This window comes from Pseudomonas sp. PAMC 29040, from assembly GCF_003994535.1.
GTDB classification, from domain to species: domain Bacteria; phylum Pseudomonadota; class Gammaproteobacteria; order Pseudomonadales; family Pseudomonadaceae; genus Aquipseudomonas; species Aquipseudomonas paraversuta.
The window spans coordinates 190,586-204,672 of sequence record NZ_RZAA01000006.1; the positions used below are offsets into that span (position 1 = coordinate 190,586).

General features: G+C 57.6%; 17 protein-coding genes. 9 read left to right on the forward strand and 8 right to left on the reverse strand.

From position 1 onward, the window contains the following. Positions 1-45: 45 nt before the first annotated feature. On the reverse strand, positions 46-366 hold the full coding sequence (locus tag WG29040_RS13050) for a hypothetical protein (protein ID WP_003442017.1): 321 nt from the start codon (positions 364-366) through the stop codon (positions 46-48). 143 nt (positions 367-509) lie between these two features. Beyond that, positions 510-1,100: a cysteine hydrolase family protein gene (locus WG29040_RS13055; protein WP_003442020.1), complete on the reverse strand. Its 591-nt coding sequence runs from the start codon at positions 1,098-1,100 to the stop codon at positions 510-512. 273 nt (positions 1,101-1,373) lie between these two features. Between WG29040_RS13055 and prmB the strand changes: the two genes are divergently transcribed. Next, positions 1,374-2,282, forward strand: a complete 909-nt coding sequence (gene prmB, locus WG29040_RS13060; RefSeq protein WP_003442023.1) for a 50S ribosomal protein L3 N(5)-glutamine methyltransferase — start codon at positions 1,374-1,376, stop codon at positions 2,280-2,282. A gap of 45 nt (positions 2,283-2,327) precedes the next feature. On the opposite strand, the gene WG29040_RS13065 is transcribed toward prmB, so the two are convergent. Next, positions 2,328-3,119 carry a hypothetical protein gene (locus tag WG29040_RS13065; RefSeq protein WP_003442026.1) on the reverse strand — a complete coding sequence of 264 codons (792 nt, stop codon included), beginning with the start codon at positions 3,117-3,119 and terminating at the stop codon, positions 2,328-2,330. 59 nt (positions 3,120-3,178) lie between these two features. Continuing rightward, positions 3,179-4,177: an alpha/beta hydrolase gene (locus tag WG29040_RS13070; RefSeq protein WP_003442029.1), complete on the reverse strand. Its 999-nt coding sequence runs from the start codon at positions 4,175-4,177 to the stop codon at positions 3,179-3,181. A 143-nt stretch (positions 4,178-4,320) separates the two neighbouring features. Between WG29040_RS13070 and aroC the strand changes: the two genes are divergently transcribed. The 3 genes from aroC (at position 4,321) to WG29040_RS13085 (ending at position 7,238) form a co-directional block, all read left to right on the forward strand. Further along, positions 4,321-5,412, forward strand: a complete 1,092-nt coding sequence (aroC, locus tag WG29040_RS13075) for a chorismate synthase (protein WP_003442032.1) — start codon at positions 4,321-4,323, stop codon at positions 5,410-5,412. 34 nt (positions 5,413-5,446) lie between these two features. Beyond that, positions 5,447-6,601, forward strand: a complete 1,155-nt coding sequence (locus WG29040_RS13080; protein WP_127196248.1) for an MFS transporter — start codon at positions 5,447-5,449, stop codon at positions 6,599-6,601. 91 nt (positions 6,602-6,692) lie between these two features. After that, positions 6,693-7,238 (forward strand): acireductone dioxygenase, encoded by a 546-nt coding sequence (locus WG29040_RS13085; protein ID WP_003442034.1) that lies wholly within the window; start codon positions 6,693-6,695, stop codon positions 7,236-7,238. 111 nt (positions 7,239-7,349) lie between these two features. Here WG29040_RS13085 and WG29040_RS13090 read toward each other — a convergent pair whose 3' ends face one another. Continuing rightward, positions 7,350-7,628 (reverse strand): DUF3509 domain-containing protein, encoded by a 279-nt coding sequence (locus WG29040_RS13090; protein ID WP_003442035.1) that lies wholly within the window; start codon positions 7,626-7,628, stop codon positions 7,350-7,352. 313 nt (positions 7,629-7,941) lie between these two features. On the opposite strand from WG29040_RS13090, the gene WG29040_RS13095 reads away from it, so the two are divergent. The 4 genes from WG29040_RS13095 to WG29040_RS13110 all read left to right on the forward strand — a co-directional run bounded on the left by WG29040_RS13095 (position 7,942) and on the right by WG29040_RS13110 (position 11,997). Next, the gene (locus WG29040_RS13095; protein WP_003442036.1) at positions 7,942-8,475 is read left to right on the forward strand and encodes an ankyrin repeat domain-containing protein; all 534 of its coding nucleotides are present in this window, start codon (positions 7,942-7,944) and stop codon (positions 8,473-8,475) included. Between the two features lie 70 nt (positions 8,476-8,545). Next, a complete protein-coding gene (locus WG29040_RS13100) occupies positions 8,546-9,076 on the forward strand; it encodes a hypothetical protein (RefSeq protein ID WP_010656408.1) in 531 nt (176 codons plus the stop codon). Between the two features lie 85 nt (positions 9,077-9,161). Continuing rightward, positions 9,162-9,353, forward strand: coding sequence for a PLDc N-terminal domain-containing protein (locus WG29040_RS13105; RefSeq protein ID WP_003442042.1), 192 nt, complete (start codon positions 9,162-9,164; stop codon positions 9,351-9,353). 565 nt (positions 9,354-9,918) lie between these two features. Then, positions 9,919-11,997, forward strand: a complete 2,079-nt coding sequence (locus WG29040_RS13110; RefSeq protein WP_003442044.1) for an LTA synthase family protein — start codon at positions 9,919-9,921, stop codon at positions 11,995-11,997. A 71-nt stretch (positions 11,998-12,068) separates the two neighbouring features. Here WG29040_RS13110 and WG29040_RS13115 read toward each other — a convergent pair whose 3' ends face one another. Further along, a complete protein-coding gene (locus WG29040_RS13115) occupies positions 12,069-12,227 on the reverse strand; it encodes a DUF3309 family protein (RefSeq protein WP_177412975.1) in 159 nt (52 codons plus the stop codon). Between the two features lie 201 nt (positions 12,228-12,428). Here WG29040_RS13115 and WG29040_RS13120 point away from each other — a divergent pair, with 201 nt between their 5' ends. Next, a complete protein-coding gene (locus tag WG29040_RS13120; protein ID WP_003442048.1) occupies positions 12,429-12,761 on the forward strand; it encodes a YnfA family protein in 333 nt (110 codons plus the stop codon). 18 nt (positions 12,762-12,779) lie between these two features. Here WG29040_RS13120 and WG29040_RS13125 read toward each other — a convergent pair whose 3' ends face one another. Then, the gene (locus WG29040_RS13125; protein ID WP_003442050.1) at positions 12,780-13,007 is read right to left on the reverse strand and encodes a YheU family protein; all 228 of its coding nucleotides are present in this window, start codon (positions 13,005-13,007) and stop codon (positions 12,780-12,782) included. A gap of 71 nt (positions 13,008-13,078) precedes the next feature. After that, the gene (locus WG29040_RS13130) at positions 13,079-14,077 is read right to left on the reverse strand and encodes a glutathione S-transferase family protein (RefSeq protein ID WP_127196249.1); all 999 of its coding nucleotides are present in this window, start codon (positions 14,075-14,077) and stop codon (positions 13,079-13,081) included. Positions 14,078-14,087 lie beyond the last annotated feature (10 nt).

The following is a 14,087-nucleotide window of genomic DNA, read 5'->3' on the forward strand; positions in this document are numbered from 1 at the left end:
CGGCTAGTTTACCCAAGTCGACGACAATCGGGCGGCGGATATGCCTCAGTCGCGCTTTTTCATCAGGTGCGCAGCCATGCTCAGCCCAAACGGCTGGCGCATCCGGCGACGGCGGCGGCGCCAAAGCCAGACACCCAGCCAGCTGATCAGTATTCCGAATACCAGCACTACGATCGCCCCGGCAGGGCTGGCGTTGAGCTCGCCCAACGCCTCTGGATGGCCAATCAGGCTACTGGCGCCGGCCAGTAGCAATAGCACGCCGCACAGCGTCAGCAGGGCGGCAAAAAGCAGCACCAGACGCGAACGCCAGTTGCTGTGTGCCTTGGGACGCAAACGTCGCGCGTCAAAACCATCGGCGATCTTCATTCCGATCTTTCCTTAAAGGGTATCGGCCCTTCGACAGGAACATGGACAGGTTGTTCCTGAGATGCGCTGAAAAGGGGAGCGTGCTGGCAATGGAATGTCTCGATAGGCGGCTTGAGCAGCCCGCCTATCAGGAGCGGACGGGATCAAATCAGGTTTTTGGTCAGGGTCAGGGTGGCGAAGTTGTCATTCATGATTGCCATCTCGGTTTTCTGTACCTGCGCGGCGCTGATAATGCCATCCGGAGTAGGCAGGTCGCGTGTGGCGCAGGCATCTTCGACCAAGGTGCAGCGCAAGCCATAGTCTTTGGCGGCGCGAACCGTGGTGCTGACGCTGGAGTGGCTCATGAAGCCGCAGACAATCACATCCAGGGAGCCCAGGTTTTCCAGGGCTTTTTGCAGGCCGGTGTCATTGAAGGCGTTGGGCATGCGTTTTTCGATGATCAACTCATCACCTTGAGGCTCCAGGCCCTTGATGAACGCGCCGCGCTCGCCTTGAGGGTCGAACATGCCGCCCACCGTGCCCAGATGGCGGATATGAACCACGGGGCGCTTGGCCTTGCGGGCCGCGTCGAGCAGAAGAGCGATATTGGCGGTGGCGGCTTCCATTCCGGACAAGGCCAGAGGCCCGCTCAGGTATTCATTTTGCGCATCGATGATCAGCAGGCTGGCGTTGCTCAGGCTGGCAGCGGCATAACCACGTCCAGTGAGTTGAAACATCGTCTTTAAAGCGGGCATTCGAGGGGCTCCTTTGAGTGGGGCTTTTGCGACATTCTCCACTGGCCGGGCGCTTATGTGAATGGCTAGTCGTGTAAGCCACGTGGTTCTTGGCCTACAGCGCAGCCAGAGGTGAGCGCCGGAGTGCCCAAGTGTACGAAATGGAGTGATTTTGGGTTTTTGCGCAGCTGTTATGTGCGCCCGGCTTGGCATTTTGCCTGACCGTGGGGCACAACCTTAACCCTGTCGGGATTTGGCTGTTAGAATCATCGGTCGATTTTGAGGAGTAAGACCGTGATCACTTCCCGCCTGCGCACTCTGCGCGACCATATTCGCTGGGCCGTCAGCCACTTTCATGGGGAAGAGCTGTTCTTTGGTCATGGTACCGACAACGCTTGGGACGAAGCCCGACAGTTGGTGTTGGGGGCATTGAACCTGCCCTGGGAAATCGCTGACAGCTATCTCGACTGCCGCCTCGAGGACGATGAGCTGGTTAATCTGCAGCATCTGCTCAAGCGCCGGATTGAAGAGCGCGTGCCGACGGCTTACCTGCTGGGCGAGGCATGGTTCTGCGGCATGTCGTTTATCGTTGATGAGCGCGTGTTGATTCCGCGCTCGCCGATTGGTGAGCTGATCGAAAAGCGTTTCGAGCCGTGGCTGGGTGCAGAACCGGCGCGGATCCTCGATCTGTGCACCGGCTCGGGCTGCATCGGCATCGCCTGTGCGTATGAGTTCCAGAATGCCGAAGTGGTGCTGGCCGACCTGTCCTACGAAGCACTCGAAGTGGCCAACCAGAACATTGAACGCCATGGCGTTGATGAGCGGGTATACACGGTTCAGGGCGATGGCTTTGATGGTCTGCCGGGGCAGCGCTTCGATTTGATCGTGTCAAACCCGCCCTATGTCGACGCTGAAGATTTTGCTGACATGCCGGCGGAGTATCAGCACGAACCCGAGCTGGGCCTGGCGTGCGGCGATGACGGGCTGAATCTGGTTCGCCGGATGCTGGCCGAGGCAGGCGATCATCTGACCGACAAGGGTTTGTTGATCGTTGAGGTGGGCAATAGCCAGGTTCACGTCGAGTCGTTGTATCCGGAAGTCGACTTTGCCTGGCTCGAGTTTGAGCGCGGCGGGCATGGCGTATTCATGCTTACGGCCGAGCAATGCCGTGAGCATCAAGCGCTGTTTGCTTCGCGGGTTTAAGCCCTGGATCGGCAGGCGCCTGGCAAGCCAGGCTCCTGCCGTTTTTTAGCGGTGAGTCGCAATCCAGATCAGTAGCGCTGCCTGGAACACTGCAAAGGCAACCAGGCAGGTGATGGTGAAGCGCAAACCGGTATCTTCGCGCTGGTATTTGCTGATCCGTTCTTCTTTTTCCCGCAGTTTCAGTTCTTGTGCCTGCAGATTTTGTTCTGCTTGCTGAAGCATTTGTGCGGCCTCGAGAATCTCCACGAACTGGATTTTTTCGCTGTTCCAGGTGTTGTACAGCTCGCCTGCCTGCACTTTCTCGATCCGCGCCTTACGCTGCAGTGCGTCCTCATAGATCACATCAAAGCCCTGGGTGCGCAGGCAGTGGTCGCGGCGCAGGCGGGTGTCTTCGTTGAGGGCATCGCGGCTGGGCAAGTCGATGCTGTCAAAATGGTAACGCGCCCATTTCTTCTGTACCCACTCAATCCCCTGGGCCATCAGGAAACGACCGATGCCGCGATTCATGGGCTCAACCAGCAAACCGCGCTCGGGGCTGATGCTCACCCGCTGGGTGGCATGGTCGACCCACACCTCAAGCTGGTTCTGTTCTTTGCGTACCTTTTGCCCGGGCAGCAGGATCTCCAGCCGCAACAGGCTGAGGTCTTTGTTGTTGCGCTCGGCATAGCCGAACTGCACAAAGCGCAAAGGCCGCGCGCCGGTGCTGCGGTCAGTCTGCAGGGGGGCCAGGCGCAGCATTTTGAAATGCTCGGGGTGCACATCTGCCCAAGGCCGCACAGGCGTCTCGGGCGTTGCCGGCTCTTCAGGGCCGGCGGGTTGTGATGGGGTGTCGCTCATAACGGCAGAGTCCTGTGCAAGCCCGGTATGTCGACCTGATTTGGGCGGTCGACACTGGCTTATCGGCCGTTAGTGCCAGGACTGGAGGGCTGGGCGGCATTCACTTTAGTGATGAAGCGCACAGTTCGATCACCAAGTTCTCCCGCCACCCGCTGATTGGGGTCGTTGTAGGACTGGATCTGGCGTTTCATGTCCATCGGCACTATGCGCATCACGTGGTTCATGCCGTTGATCAGGGTCAGCACGGCATCCGGCTTGGCCGCCTTGAGCAGGCGTGCATCCTTGACCTCGACCTGGATGTCGTGGGTGCCCTGGATAATCAGGGCCGGCATCTTCAGTGCGGCAAAAGCGGTAGCCGGGTTATAGCGCAGCAGGCTGATCATGTACGGCTGCACACTTGGACGGAAAATCACTTCAAGGTCGGCGGGCACATTGTCATCGGTGCGCCCGGCTTCGAGGGTGCTGATCAGCTCGAAGCTGCGCTTGAGCATGGCCGGGGGCAGGTGATTGCGCTGTAGCTGCTCGCGCAACAACTGGCCGACCGGGCGTCCCGTGCCGGCAATCGAAATTACCCCGGCGGCGCCTATGCGCGGCGCGGCCAGGCTGGCGATCAGCGCACCTTCGCTATGGCCCAGGACAAACACCTTGCCGAAGCGCGGGTCACTTTTGAGCTTCTCGCCCCAGGCCACGGCATCGGTAACGTATTGGTCCAGGCTCAGTTTGCTTTCGTCAGGCCCTGCGGGCTGGCTTTGGGCAATTCCGCGCTTGTCGAAACGCACGCTGGCGATATTGCTCTGGGCAAGGCGCCATGCCAGCTTCTTCAGGCTGTCGTTGCGTCCGCCAATGGTGTTGTTGCCATCGCGGTCGGTGGGGCCGGAGCCGGCAATGATCAGTACCACGGGCACGGGTTTATCGCTCTTTGGCAGCACCAGCGAGCCATAAAGCGTGCCGGAGCCGGTGTCCAGCTCGATGGGCCGCAGCAACACATTAGAAGGGGGGGCCGCCAGGGCCTGGGTGCCAAACAGGGTCAGGGCTAAAAAAAGTATTCGCAGCATCATCACGCCATCATTGTCTAATGTGCCGGTTGGACAAACCCGGATGAGTAAGGTTCGAGGATGAACTACAAGGGCAGCCTGCGTATACTGGCGCGCATAGTTATCGAGGCTGAATTTAATCGGCTGATTTTCGCGGAGCGCCCTGCATGTCCGGCAATACCTTCGGCAAGCTGTTCACTGTCACCACCGCTGGCGAAAGCCATGGCCCGGCGTTGGTCGCCATTGTTGATGGCTGCCCGCCCGGGCTCGAGCTGTCCATTGAAGACTTGCAGCACGATCTGGATCGACGCAAGCCTGGCACCAGCCGTCATACCACCCAGCGCCAGGAGGCCGACGAAGTCGAAATTCTCTCTGGTGTTTTTGAAGGCCGCACTACCGGTTGCGCCATCGGCCTGCTGATCCGCAATACCGACCAGAAGTCCAAGGACTACTCGGCGATCAAGGATCTGTTCCGCCCGTCCCACGCGGACTACACCTATCACCACAAATACGGTGAACGTGATTACCGCGGCGGCGGCCGCAGCTCGGCCCGTGAAACCGCCATGCGCGTGGCGGCGGGTGCGATTGCCAAAAAGTACCTGGCGACCCAGGGCATTGTGATCCGTGGCTACATGAGCCAGCTGGGCCCGATTGAAATCCCGTTCAAGACCTGGGATTCGGTCGAAGAAAACGCATTCTTCAGCCCCGACCCGGACAAAGTGCCTGAGCTCGAGGCCTACATGGACCAGCTGCGTCGCGATCAGGATTCCGTCGGGGCGAAAATTACCGTCGTGGCCGAAGGGGTCATTCCGGGCCTGGGCGAACCGATTTTCGACCGTCTGGATGCAGAACTGGCCCATGCGCTGATGAGCATCAACGCAGTCAAGGGCATTGAAATCGGTGCGGGTTTTGCCAGTGTTGCCCAGCGCGGCACCGAGCATCGCGACGAGATGACGCCCCAGGGTTTCCTCAGCAACAACGCGGGCGGCATTCTGGGCGGTATTTCCAGCGGTCAGCCGATTGTTGCGCATCTGGCGCTCAAGCCGACATCCAGCATCACCACCCCGGGTCGCTCGATTGATGTTGACGGTAACCCGGTGGACGTCATCACCAAGGGCCGCCATGACCCGTGCGTGGGCATCCGTGCCACGCCGATTGCCGAGGCGATGATGGCAATCGTGTTGATGGACCACCTGCTGCGCCATCGCGGGCAGAATGCCGATGTGAGCGTCAGCACGCCTGTGCTGGGCCAGTTGTAATGCAAGGACTGTTGAGCGCCATGGTCTGACGACGGTGGTGCCACTTCCTTACTGGCGATTGTCGGGGTTCTATCTTTTTTACTTCGCTTTGCTCGGTGCAACAGCGCCTTTTCTGGCGCTGTACTTTCATCATCTCGGGTTCTCCAGCGCGCGAATAGGCGAGCTGGTGGCCATTCCGATGCTGATGCGCTGTATAGCCCCCAATCTGTGGGGCTGGCTGGGGGATTACACCGGCAAGCGCCTGTTGATCGTGCGACTGGGGGCGCTCTGTACGCTGCTCAGCTTCAGCTTGATCTTCTTCGGCAAGAGTTACGCCTGGCTGGCGCTGGTCATGGCATTGCACGCGTTCTTCTGGCACGCCGTGCTGCCACAGTTTGAAGTCATCACCTTCGCCCATTTGCGCGAGCAGCCGGAGCGCTACAGCCAGATCCGGTTGTGGGGATCCATTGGTTTTATCCTCACCGTCGTGCTTCTGGGGCGTTTGTTTGAATGGTTGAGCCTGGACATCTATCCGGCCGCGCTGATCCTGGTCATGGCCGGGATTGTCCTGTTCAGTCTGTGGGTGCCAAACGCCCAACCCTCATACCAGGGGCGGGAGCCGCTGGAAGGGGGCTTTTTGCAGCAGTTGTGCAGCCCCGGGGTGATCGCGTTTTACGTCTGTGTCGCGTTGATGCAGATGAGCCACGGACCGTACTACACCTTTCTCACCCTGCACCTTGAAGCCCTCGGCTATAGCCGGGGTGTGATCGGCTTGCTGTGGGCGTTGGGGGTGGTGGCAGAAGTGCTGATGTTTTTGGCCATGCGCCGCATCCTGCAAAGATTTTCGGTGCGCCGGGTATTAATGTTCAGCTTTCTGTTGGCTGCATTGCGCTGGCTGCTGTTGGGGTCTGTTGCCGAGTACCTGTGGCTGTTGCTGCTGGCGCAATTGCTGCACGCCGCCACCTTCGGCAGTTTTCATGCCTCTGCCATGACGTTCGTGCAGCGCAGCTTCGGTCCGGGCCAGCAGGGGCAAGGGCAGGCGCTGTATGCCACCCTGGCCGGCATTGGCGGCGCGGTCGGTGCGTTGTACGCCGGGTACAGCTGGAACACGCTGGGCCCGACTATCACCTTTAGTATGGCAAGCGTCGCAGCGTTGGCGGCAGCCGTTATCATTGCCACTCGACTGCAAGAGGACAGGGCACAACCCTGACTTCGCCGTAAACTTGCAGCCTGATTTGAAAGGATGCCTGAGCGGCCTGTAATAGCCGTAAGGGCATGCCTACGCCGAGGAACTACGTCCAATGAGCAGTCTGTCCGTTTATCACGTATCAAGCCCCGAAATGCCGAACAAGGTGCTGACCCACCTTGAAGACATCGCTGCGACTCTGGCCGAGCAGGGTGTGCACTTTGATCGCTGGCAGGCGTGCGCGCCGATCCGGCCGGGTGCCAGCCAGGAAGAAGTAATCGATGCCAACCGTGAGCAGATTGACCACTTGATGACCGAGGGCGGTTATATCGCGGTTGATGTGATCAGCCTCGATCGAGATCACCCGCAAAAAGCCGAGTTGCGCGCCAGGTTTCTGGACGAGCATCACTACGGGGAAGATGAAGTGCGTTTCCTGGTGGCAGGGCGCGGGCTGTTCAGCTTGCATATGGGGGATTATGTTTACGCGGTACTGTGCGAGAAAAATGACCTGATCTCAGTCCCTGCGGGCACTGCGCACTGGTTTGACATGGGCGAGCATCCGCATTTTGTTGCCATCCGCCTGTTCAGCAATCCTGAAGCCCTGGTGATGAGTTACACCGGCCAGGACATTGCCGGCCGCTTCCCGGGTTTCGAAGACTAAGGGCGCGCCTGCCCAAGGAGCTTGGGCAAAGTCGACCCAGATGGACAAAAGCCAGCAGCCGCGTTGATAGCGGCTGCTGGCTTTTTAGTATTTCGGGTTTATGCCGCGTTATTACCGGGAGTGGTAGGTCGGCAGGGCAAAACGGTGCTGGCTTTGCAGCATCGAAATCGTCGGCAGTTCACTGGCTGTGCCGGCCAGGTCGCGGCGAATCGCGCTGATCACCCAGGTCAGTTGTTCTGCGGTGTGCAATTGCGCATAGGAAATTGAGCGTTGTGTCTGTTTGCCATCGCTGTCGCACAGGGTCAACAACACGCCGCCATCCGGGCGGGGTTTGACAGTCACGCTGTGGTTAGAGAACAACGATGCGAATTTTTCTTGGATCAGGCTCATGTGATTCAGCTCCATTGGCTCATGACTGGCTTGCATGGAGTAGGTATTGCAGTGATTGTGCCACTATTTATTTTTTAAAATATCCTTATAAATCAACAGCTTGTAATTTCAGGCCAAGCTGGTAGTCGTGCAATCTGCATGACTGGCCATCGTGCATCCTGCATTTTGCCCATTTTGTCCGGGTTATTTTCCCGTTGGATGGAATTATTCCAGTCGATTGATTGTCGCTATGGCGCACTTGAGCAAAAAAGGGATGACACGCAGGGCCGGTCTCAGGAAACTGGATTTCTTTGTAACGAACGTGGAGCTTCATATGTCAGACGACAAGCCAGCAGATCAAAATCGGCAGATGACCCCGGAAGAGGCTGCGGAGTTTGCCGAGCAGGTGTTCAACAAGGCGCGCGAAGGTGATGCGGCGATGCTGGCGGCCTTGCTGAGCAAGGGCTTGCCGCCCAATCTGCGCAATCACAAGGGCGATACCCTGTTGATGCTCGCCAGCTATCACGGGCACGTTGAAGCGGTGAAGGTTCTGCTCGAGCATAAAGCCGATCCCGAGATCCGCAACGATAACGGTCAGAGCCCGATTGCAGGCGCAGCATTCAAAGGCGACCTGGAGATGGTCAAAGCGCTGGTGGAGGGGGGCGCTCAGGTTGAAGGCGCTTCGTTCGATGGCCGTACTGCGCTGATGATGGCTGCGATGTTCAATCGCGTCGCTATCATCGACTACCTGATCAGCAAAGGGGCTGATCCGCAGGCCAAGGATGCCAATGGCATTACTGCACTGGATGCCGCCAAAACCATGGGCGCCACAGATGCCGTGGCTCAGCTCGAGAAACTGGCGGGTTGATTTCGGACCCCGGGGGGCGCATTTGATATATCCTGCGCGCCCTCAATTTTCCTCGTGACAGGCCTCGCCCATGAAAACCACTCTCGTTGAACTCATCAGCAAAATCAGCTCCGGGTGCATGGACGACGACGATATCGCCACCATCGCCACAGAAGCCGCCCAGGCTTACGCTGACCCGGTGGCATTTCTGGCAGCCAACCCGGATATCAACTACGACGACAGCTTCCCGATTGCCCTGGGTGAGTGGGTCGTGATCGGGAGCCTGCCAGACACCGTCCTGTTTCAGGCCGATACCTATATGGAGCTGTTTGCACAGATCGTGGCGTCGTTTGGTCCGGGTGTCGCATTCAACATCAAACCCAAGCAACTGGCTAAAACAGAGGCGCTGACGGCCCTCAACCGCATTCAGATCCAGATGGGGAGCATGAATCCGGAGAAGGGCGGATACGTACTGATGAACCTGAGCCAGCCGCTGGATGACGAGATTCAGGTGGTGCTGGTTTTCGGCAATGACGTGCCTCGCGTTCTGGAACTGTGCGCCGAAGCCGGGATCAGTGCTGCACCTTCGCTGGAAGCCTTGAAAGTAGCGGTTCACGTCTGACAGGCCCGGTCCATGCAATAAAAACCGGAACCCTGGCCACAGCTGACTATCCTATGTGAACAGTTACTCACTCAGGAGCGTCATCATGGGGTCCACGTTCAACGGTCTGATTGGCCTGATTATTCTGGCTCTGGATATTTGGGCCATCATCAATGTGATCAAAAGCGGTGCAGGAACCGGGGCGAAAATCATCTGGGTATTGCTGATTATCTTCCTGCCGGTGCTGGGTCTGATCATTTGGGCCATCGCCGGGCCACGGGGCAATGTCCGAGTTTGAGCCATCATCAGCGGGCTGCGACGGGTTTGTCGTGGCGGTCCGCTGAGTTTGTCTGCGTCAGGGTTCGACCTGACACCCTCCCCGAAGTAGAATGCGCGTCTTTGTTGGGCAGTTGAACGGGTGTGCAGCAATAGTGCCGCCGGGTTTGTCTGTCGATCATGGGCGGGTGACCGTCTGTTGCCCAAAACCAAAGAAAAATCCGATGCGATCATTCCGGGCTTCACCGATCTTCTCGGTCCGGGTGACCTGATGTTCTGCGAAAACTTCTTTCAGGCATGCCTGAAGTCCATGTATGAGCTTTCGTTTTGCCGCCTATGTTTTACAGGCAGTGAACATGCCGGGTAACGATCGGGTATCTTCCGGGATCTGTTGATGTTTGGTTGTGGGCTGCATCGCTAGCACACTGCAATGCCAGCAGAACCTTGAGCGAGAGGGGCCGAAAGGCCCTTTCTTATGTTTCAAAATGTGCTCTACACGGAATTTTCACGATCTATTCAAGACAATCCGCCAGCAAAATTTCGGCTTGACTACTTTTTCAACTTGAACAAATGGGTTCTTAAACGACATGGCAAACCCGGACGCCCCAAAACAACAGCACGCTGCTACGCGTGTGTTGCAACCGACGGTCAAATCGCATCTGGCGTTTACGCTGCTGTGTGCCTTGATCATGATGCTGATGTTCACCCTGCTACGGGTTGCTCTGCTGGTTTATAACCGGGAAATGATCCTCGATACCCCGGCTTCGACCTTCCTCGAAGCATTCGCCAACGGTCTGCGATTTGACCTGCGAATTGTGGTGTATCTCAGCATTCCTCTACTGTTGGCGATTCTCAGTGTCAAAGCCATGACCATGCGCGCAGTGATGCGCTTGTGGCTGACAGCTGCTTGCAGCCTGGCGCTGTTTTTGGGCCTGATGGAGATGGACTTCTACCGCGAGTTCCACCAGCGCCTTAACGGTCTGGTTTTCCAGTACGTCAAGGAAGACCCTAAAACCGTCATGAGCATGCTCTGGTACGGTTTCCCGGTGGTGCGCTACTTGTTGGCCTGGGCCGTTGGTACGCTGATTCTGTACTTCGCATTTCGTGGCGCCGATCGCCTGACCCGTTCGCGGACCACCGCAGCCGTTGCCGGTACCGCCCGCGCCGTGGCGCCGTGGTATGGCCGTGTCGCGGTGTTTGTGGTGGTACTGCTGGTGTGTGTGGTTGCTGCTCGCGGCACCTTGCGCCAGGGTCCTCCTCTACGTTGGGGCGATGCCTACACAACAGACTCCAACTTCGCTAACCAGCTGGGTCTTAACGGCTCCCTGTCGCTGATTGCCGCTGCCAAAAGCCGCTTTTCCGACGAGCGCAGCAATATCTGGAAGGCCACCCTGGAAGATCCGGTAGCCCAACAGACAGTGCGCGATATGCTGCTGACCGAGAACGACAAGCTGGTCGATCCGGACACTGCGCCTGTACGCCGCGATACCACGCCACCTGCGGAAAAAACCCTGCCGATCAAGAACGTTGTCGTGATCCTGATGGAAAGCTTCGCCGGTCACTCGGTGGGTGCGCTGGGTCGTCCGGGCAATGTCACGCCGTATTTTGACAACCTGTCGAAAGAAGGCCTGTTGTTTGAGCGCTTCTTCTCCAACGGTACCCATACCCACCAGGGTATGTTCGCAACCATGGCCTGTTTCCCGAACCTGCCGGGTTTTGAATACCTGATGCAAACCCCGGAAGGCAGCCACAAGCTGTCCGGCCTGCCGGAACTGCTCAGTGCACGCAAGTTTGACGACGTCTATGTCTACAACGGTGATTTTGCCTGGGACAACCAGTCGGGTTTCTTCAGTAATCAGGGGATGACCACTTTCGTTGGTCGTAACGATTACGTTGATCCGGTGTTCTCCGATCCTACGTGGGGCGTGTCCGATCAGGACATGTTCAACCGTGGTCTGGAAGAGCTGAAGAAGCGTGAAGGCAAAGAACCGTTCTATGCCTTGCTGCAGACCCTGTCCAACCACACGCCGTATGCACTGCCGACCCCGTTGCCGGTTGAACCGGTCACTGACCGTGGATCGCTCAATGAGCATTTGACGGCCATGCGTTACTCGGACTGGGCATTGGGTCAGTTCTTCGAAAAAGCGCGTAAAGAACCGTATTTCAAGGAAACCCTGTTTGTGGTGGTGGGTGACCACGGCTTCGGTAACGAGCAGCAAATTTCCGAGATGGACCTGGGACGCTTTAACGTTCCATTGCTGTTGATCGGGCCTGGCATCCAGGAAAAATTTGGCGCGCGCAATGACACCGTGGGGACACAGGTTGATATCGTGCCGACCATCATGGGGCGTCTGGGTGGCGAGTTCCGTCAGCAATGCTGGGGCCGTGACCTGCTCACCCTGCCTGAAGGCGACAAGGGTACAGGCGTGATCAAGCCGTCCGGCAGTGACCAGACAGTGGCAGTCATCAGCGGCGACCACTTGCTGGTTCAGCCCAAGGATATGCCGGCCAAGGTTTGGCAGTACAAGCTGGGCGCCAATCCTGAAGCCAAGGTGGTTACCGATTCGCCGGATGAGGCCGAGCTTAAAAAGAAACTCGAATCCTTCCTGCAAACAGCCACCAAAAGCTTGATGGATAACACTGCGGGTGTAGAAGATCCGAAGTAAGTAACCGCGCAATAAAAAAGAGGCCTCAGGGCCTCTTTTTTATTGCGCGCGGGTTGTGCTCTGGGTGTGTTCTAGATCTTGCCGAGTAACAGCAAAATCAACAGTACAACCAGAACCACGCCGATGATGCCTGACGGCCCGTAGCCCCAGCTTTTCGAGTGCGGGAATACAGGCAATCCGCCTACTAACAGCAGAATCAGGATGATGAGTAGAATTGTGGTCATGATCATTTCCTTATTGATGTTTTCTGCCAATTTGCAGGTTCTTCAGGGCACTGTTTGACGAACGAGGATAGGCAGTGCTTATAAAGTCCGACTGGTGATGCCGGCGGAAAATTCAACTTTTATTAATCCCCACCCAAACCCCTCCAGCCTTGATCGGCCACGGGCTGACGCGTAGGGTTGCGCGCTGCGCATTTGGAGAGTTCTCGCATGCTTAACTACGTTTGGTTTTTTTTCGCGGCCTTGTTTGAGATTGCTGGCTGCTATGGGTTCTGGATGTGGTTGCGCCAGGGCAAGAGTGCCTGGTGGGTGGTGCCGGCAGTTCTGAGCCTGGTGGTGTTTGCCCTGCTCTTGACCAAGGTCGAGGCGGTCTATGCCGGGCGGGCCTATGCGGCCTATGGCGGGATCTACATCGTGACGTCCATTGCCTGGCTGGCAGTGGTGGAGCGCATTCGGCCGCTGGGTTCAGACTGGCTGGGGCTAGGGCTGTGTGTAATAGGCGCGACCATTATTTTGTTGGGGCCGCGCTTCTCCAGTCCTTGATCAGGGGGGCAGTTGTGCTTAATCAAAGAACTCTTTTGGCACGGCATGCTTGGGCATCAGCTGACACTGCTGGCTCTCAAGGTCAAAGAAGATAACGGCCTGGCCTTTGCTCAGGGCATGGCGGACTCGCAGCACACGTGTTTCCTGCGGCGTGTCATCACCGTTGTCGGTTCCTTCACGGCTGACGAAGTCTTCAATCAGGCGGGTGAGGGTGTCAGGTTCAAGCTGGTCGTATGGAATAAGCATGGGGCAGTCTCGTAAACAGTGCGCGCGATGCTACTGGCCGCAAGCCTGTGCGGCCAGCACATTTGCAGGTATTAGCGTTGCTGGATGCCCTTGCCTGTAAGGCGGTTGCGGTCATGGGAGCGGGTGAAGTCCAGCGCCGGGCCTTTCGGGATAATACCTGTGGGATTGATTGTGCGGTGACTGGCGTAATAGTGTCCCTTGATGTGGGTGAAATCCACGGTTTGCGCAATGCCAGGCCACTGGTATAGCTCACGCAGCCAGTTGGACAAATTCGGATAATCGGCAATACGTCGTTCATTGCACTTGAAGTGGCTGTAATACACCGCATCAAATCGAATCAGTGAGGTAAACAGGCGTACGTCTGCCTCAGTTAAATACTCACCGGCCAGATAGCGATGGTCTGTCAGATGGGTTTCCAGGTGTTCGAGCTCGCGGAAAATCTCATCGAATGCCTGTTCGTAAGCCGATTGGGAAGTGGCAAATCCGGCCCGGTATACGCCGTTGTTTATGGCCGGGTAAATCCTTTCATTCCAGTTATCGACCTGGGTGGCCAGCGACGGCGGATATAAGTCCAGAGGGTTGCCCGTCAGGTCGTCAAATGCAGTGTTAAACATGCGAATGATGTCGGCCGATTCGTTGCTGACGATACATTGTTGCTGTTTGTCCCAGAGCAAGGGGACGGTGACGCGGCCGGTGTAATCGGGTGTGTCCAGAATGTAGCGCTGATACAAAAAATCCAGGTGGTCGAGAGCGTCACCACTGGAGCCAAATGCCTTGTCAAAGGTCCAGCCGTTTTCCAGCATCAACCAGCTGACCACTGACACGTCTATCAGCGACTCCAGGCCTTTGAGTTGGCGGGTGATCAGGGTGCGGTGGGCCCAAGGGCAGGCCAGAGAGACGTACAGGTGGTAGCGGCCCGCCTGGGCCGCAAAGCCACCGTTGCCCGTCGGGCCAGGCGAGCCGTCCCGGGTCACCCAATTGCGGCGCTGGGCCTGCTCGCGCTGAAAAGCCCCGTCCTTGCTGCTTTCGTACCACTGGTCATGCCAGTGCCCTTCGATCAACAGGCCCATGTGAGGCTCC

Coding starts and splice junctions, on each gene's coding strand:
- WG29040_RS13130 (WP_127196249.1), bottom strand. CDS start 14,077: ATGGGCCTGTTGATCGAAGGGCACTGGCATGACCAGTGGTACGAAAGC.
- aroC (WP_003442032.1), top strand. CDS start 4,321: ATGTCCGGCAATACCTTCGGCAAGCTGTTCACTGTCACCACCGCTGGC.
- WG29040_RS13115 (WP_177412975.1), bottom strand. CDS start 12,227: ATGATCATGACCACAATTCTACTCATCATCCTGATTCTGCTGTTAGTA.
- WG29040_RS13090 (WP_003442035.1), bottom strand. CDS start 7,628: ATGAGCCTGATCCAAGAAAAATTCGCATCGTTGTTCTCTAACCACAGC.
- WG29040_RS13110 (WP_003442044.1), top strand. CDS start 9,919: ATGGCAAACCCGGACGCCCCAAAACAACAGCACGCTGCTACGCGTGTG.
- WG29040_RS13050 (WP_003442017.1), bottom strand. CDS start 366: ATGAAGATCGCCGATGGTTTTGACGCGCGACGTTTGCGTCCCAAGGCA.
- WG29040_RS13065 (WP_003442026.1), bottom strand. CDS start 3,119: ATGAGCGACACCCCATCACAACCCGCCGGCCCTGAAGAGCCGGCAACG.
- WG29040_RS13070 (WP_003442029.1), bottom strand. CDS start 4,177: ATGATGCTGCGAATACTTTTTTTAGCCCTGACCCTGTTTGGCACCCAG.
- WG29040_RS13095 (WP_003442036.1), top strand. CDS start 7,942: ATGTCAGACGACAAGCCAGCAGATCAAAATCGGCAGATGACCCCGGAA.
- WG29040_RS13120 (WP_003442048.1), top strand. CDS start 12,429: ATGCTTAACTACGTTTGGTTTTTTTTCGCGGCCTTGTTTGAGATTGCT.
- WG29040_RS13105 (WP_003442042.1), top strand. CDS start 9,162: ATGGGGTCCACGTTCAACGGTCTGATTGGCCTGATTATTCTGGCTCTG.
- WG29040_RS13100 (WP_010656408.1), top strand. CDS start 8,546: ATGAAAACCACTCTCGTTGAACTCATCAGCAAAATCAGCTCCGGGTGC.
- WG29040_RS13125 (WP_003442050.1), bottom strand. CDS start 13,007: ATGCTTATTCCATACGACCAGCTTGAACCTGACACCCTCACCCGCCTG.
- WG29040_RS13055 (WP_003442020.1), bottom strand. CDS start 1,100: ATGCCCGCTTTAAAGACGATGTTTCAACTCACTGGACGTGGTTATGCC.
- WG29040_RS13085 (WP_003442034.1), top strand. CDS start 6,693: ATGAGCAGTCTGTCCGTTTATCACGTATCAAGCCCCGAAATGCCGAAC.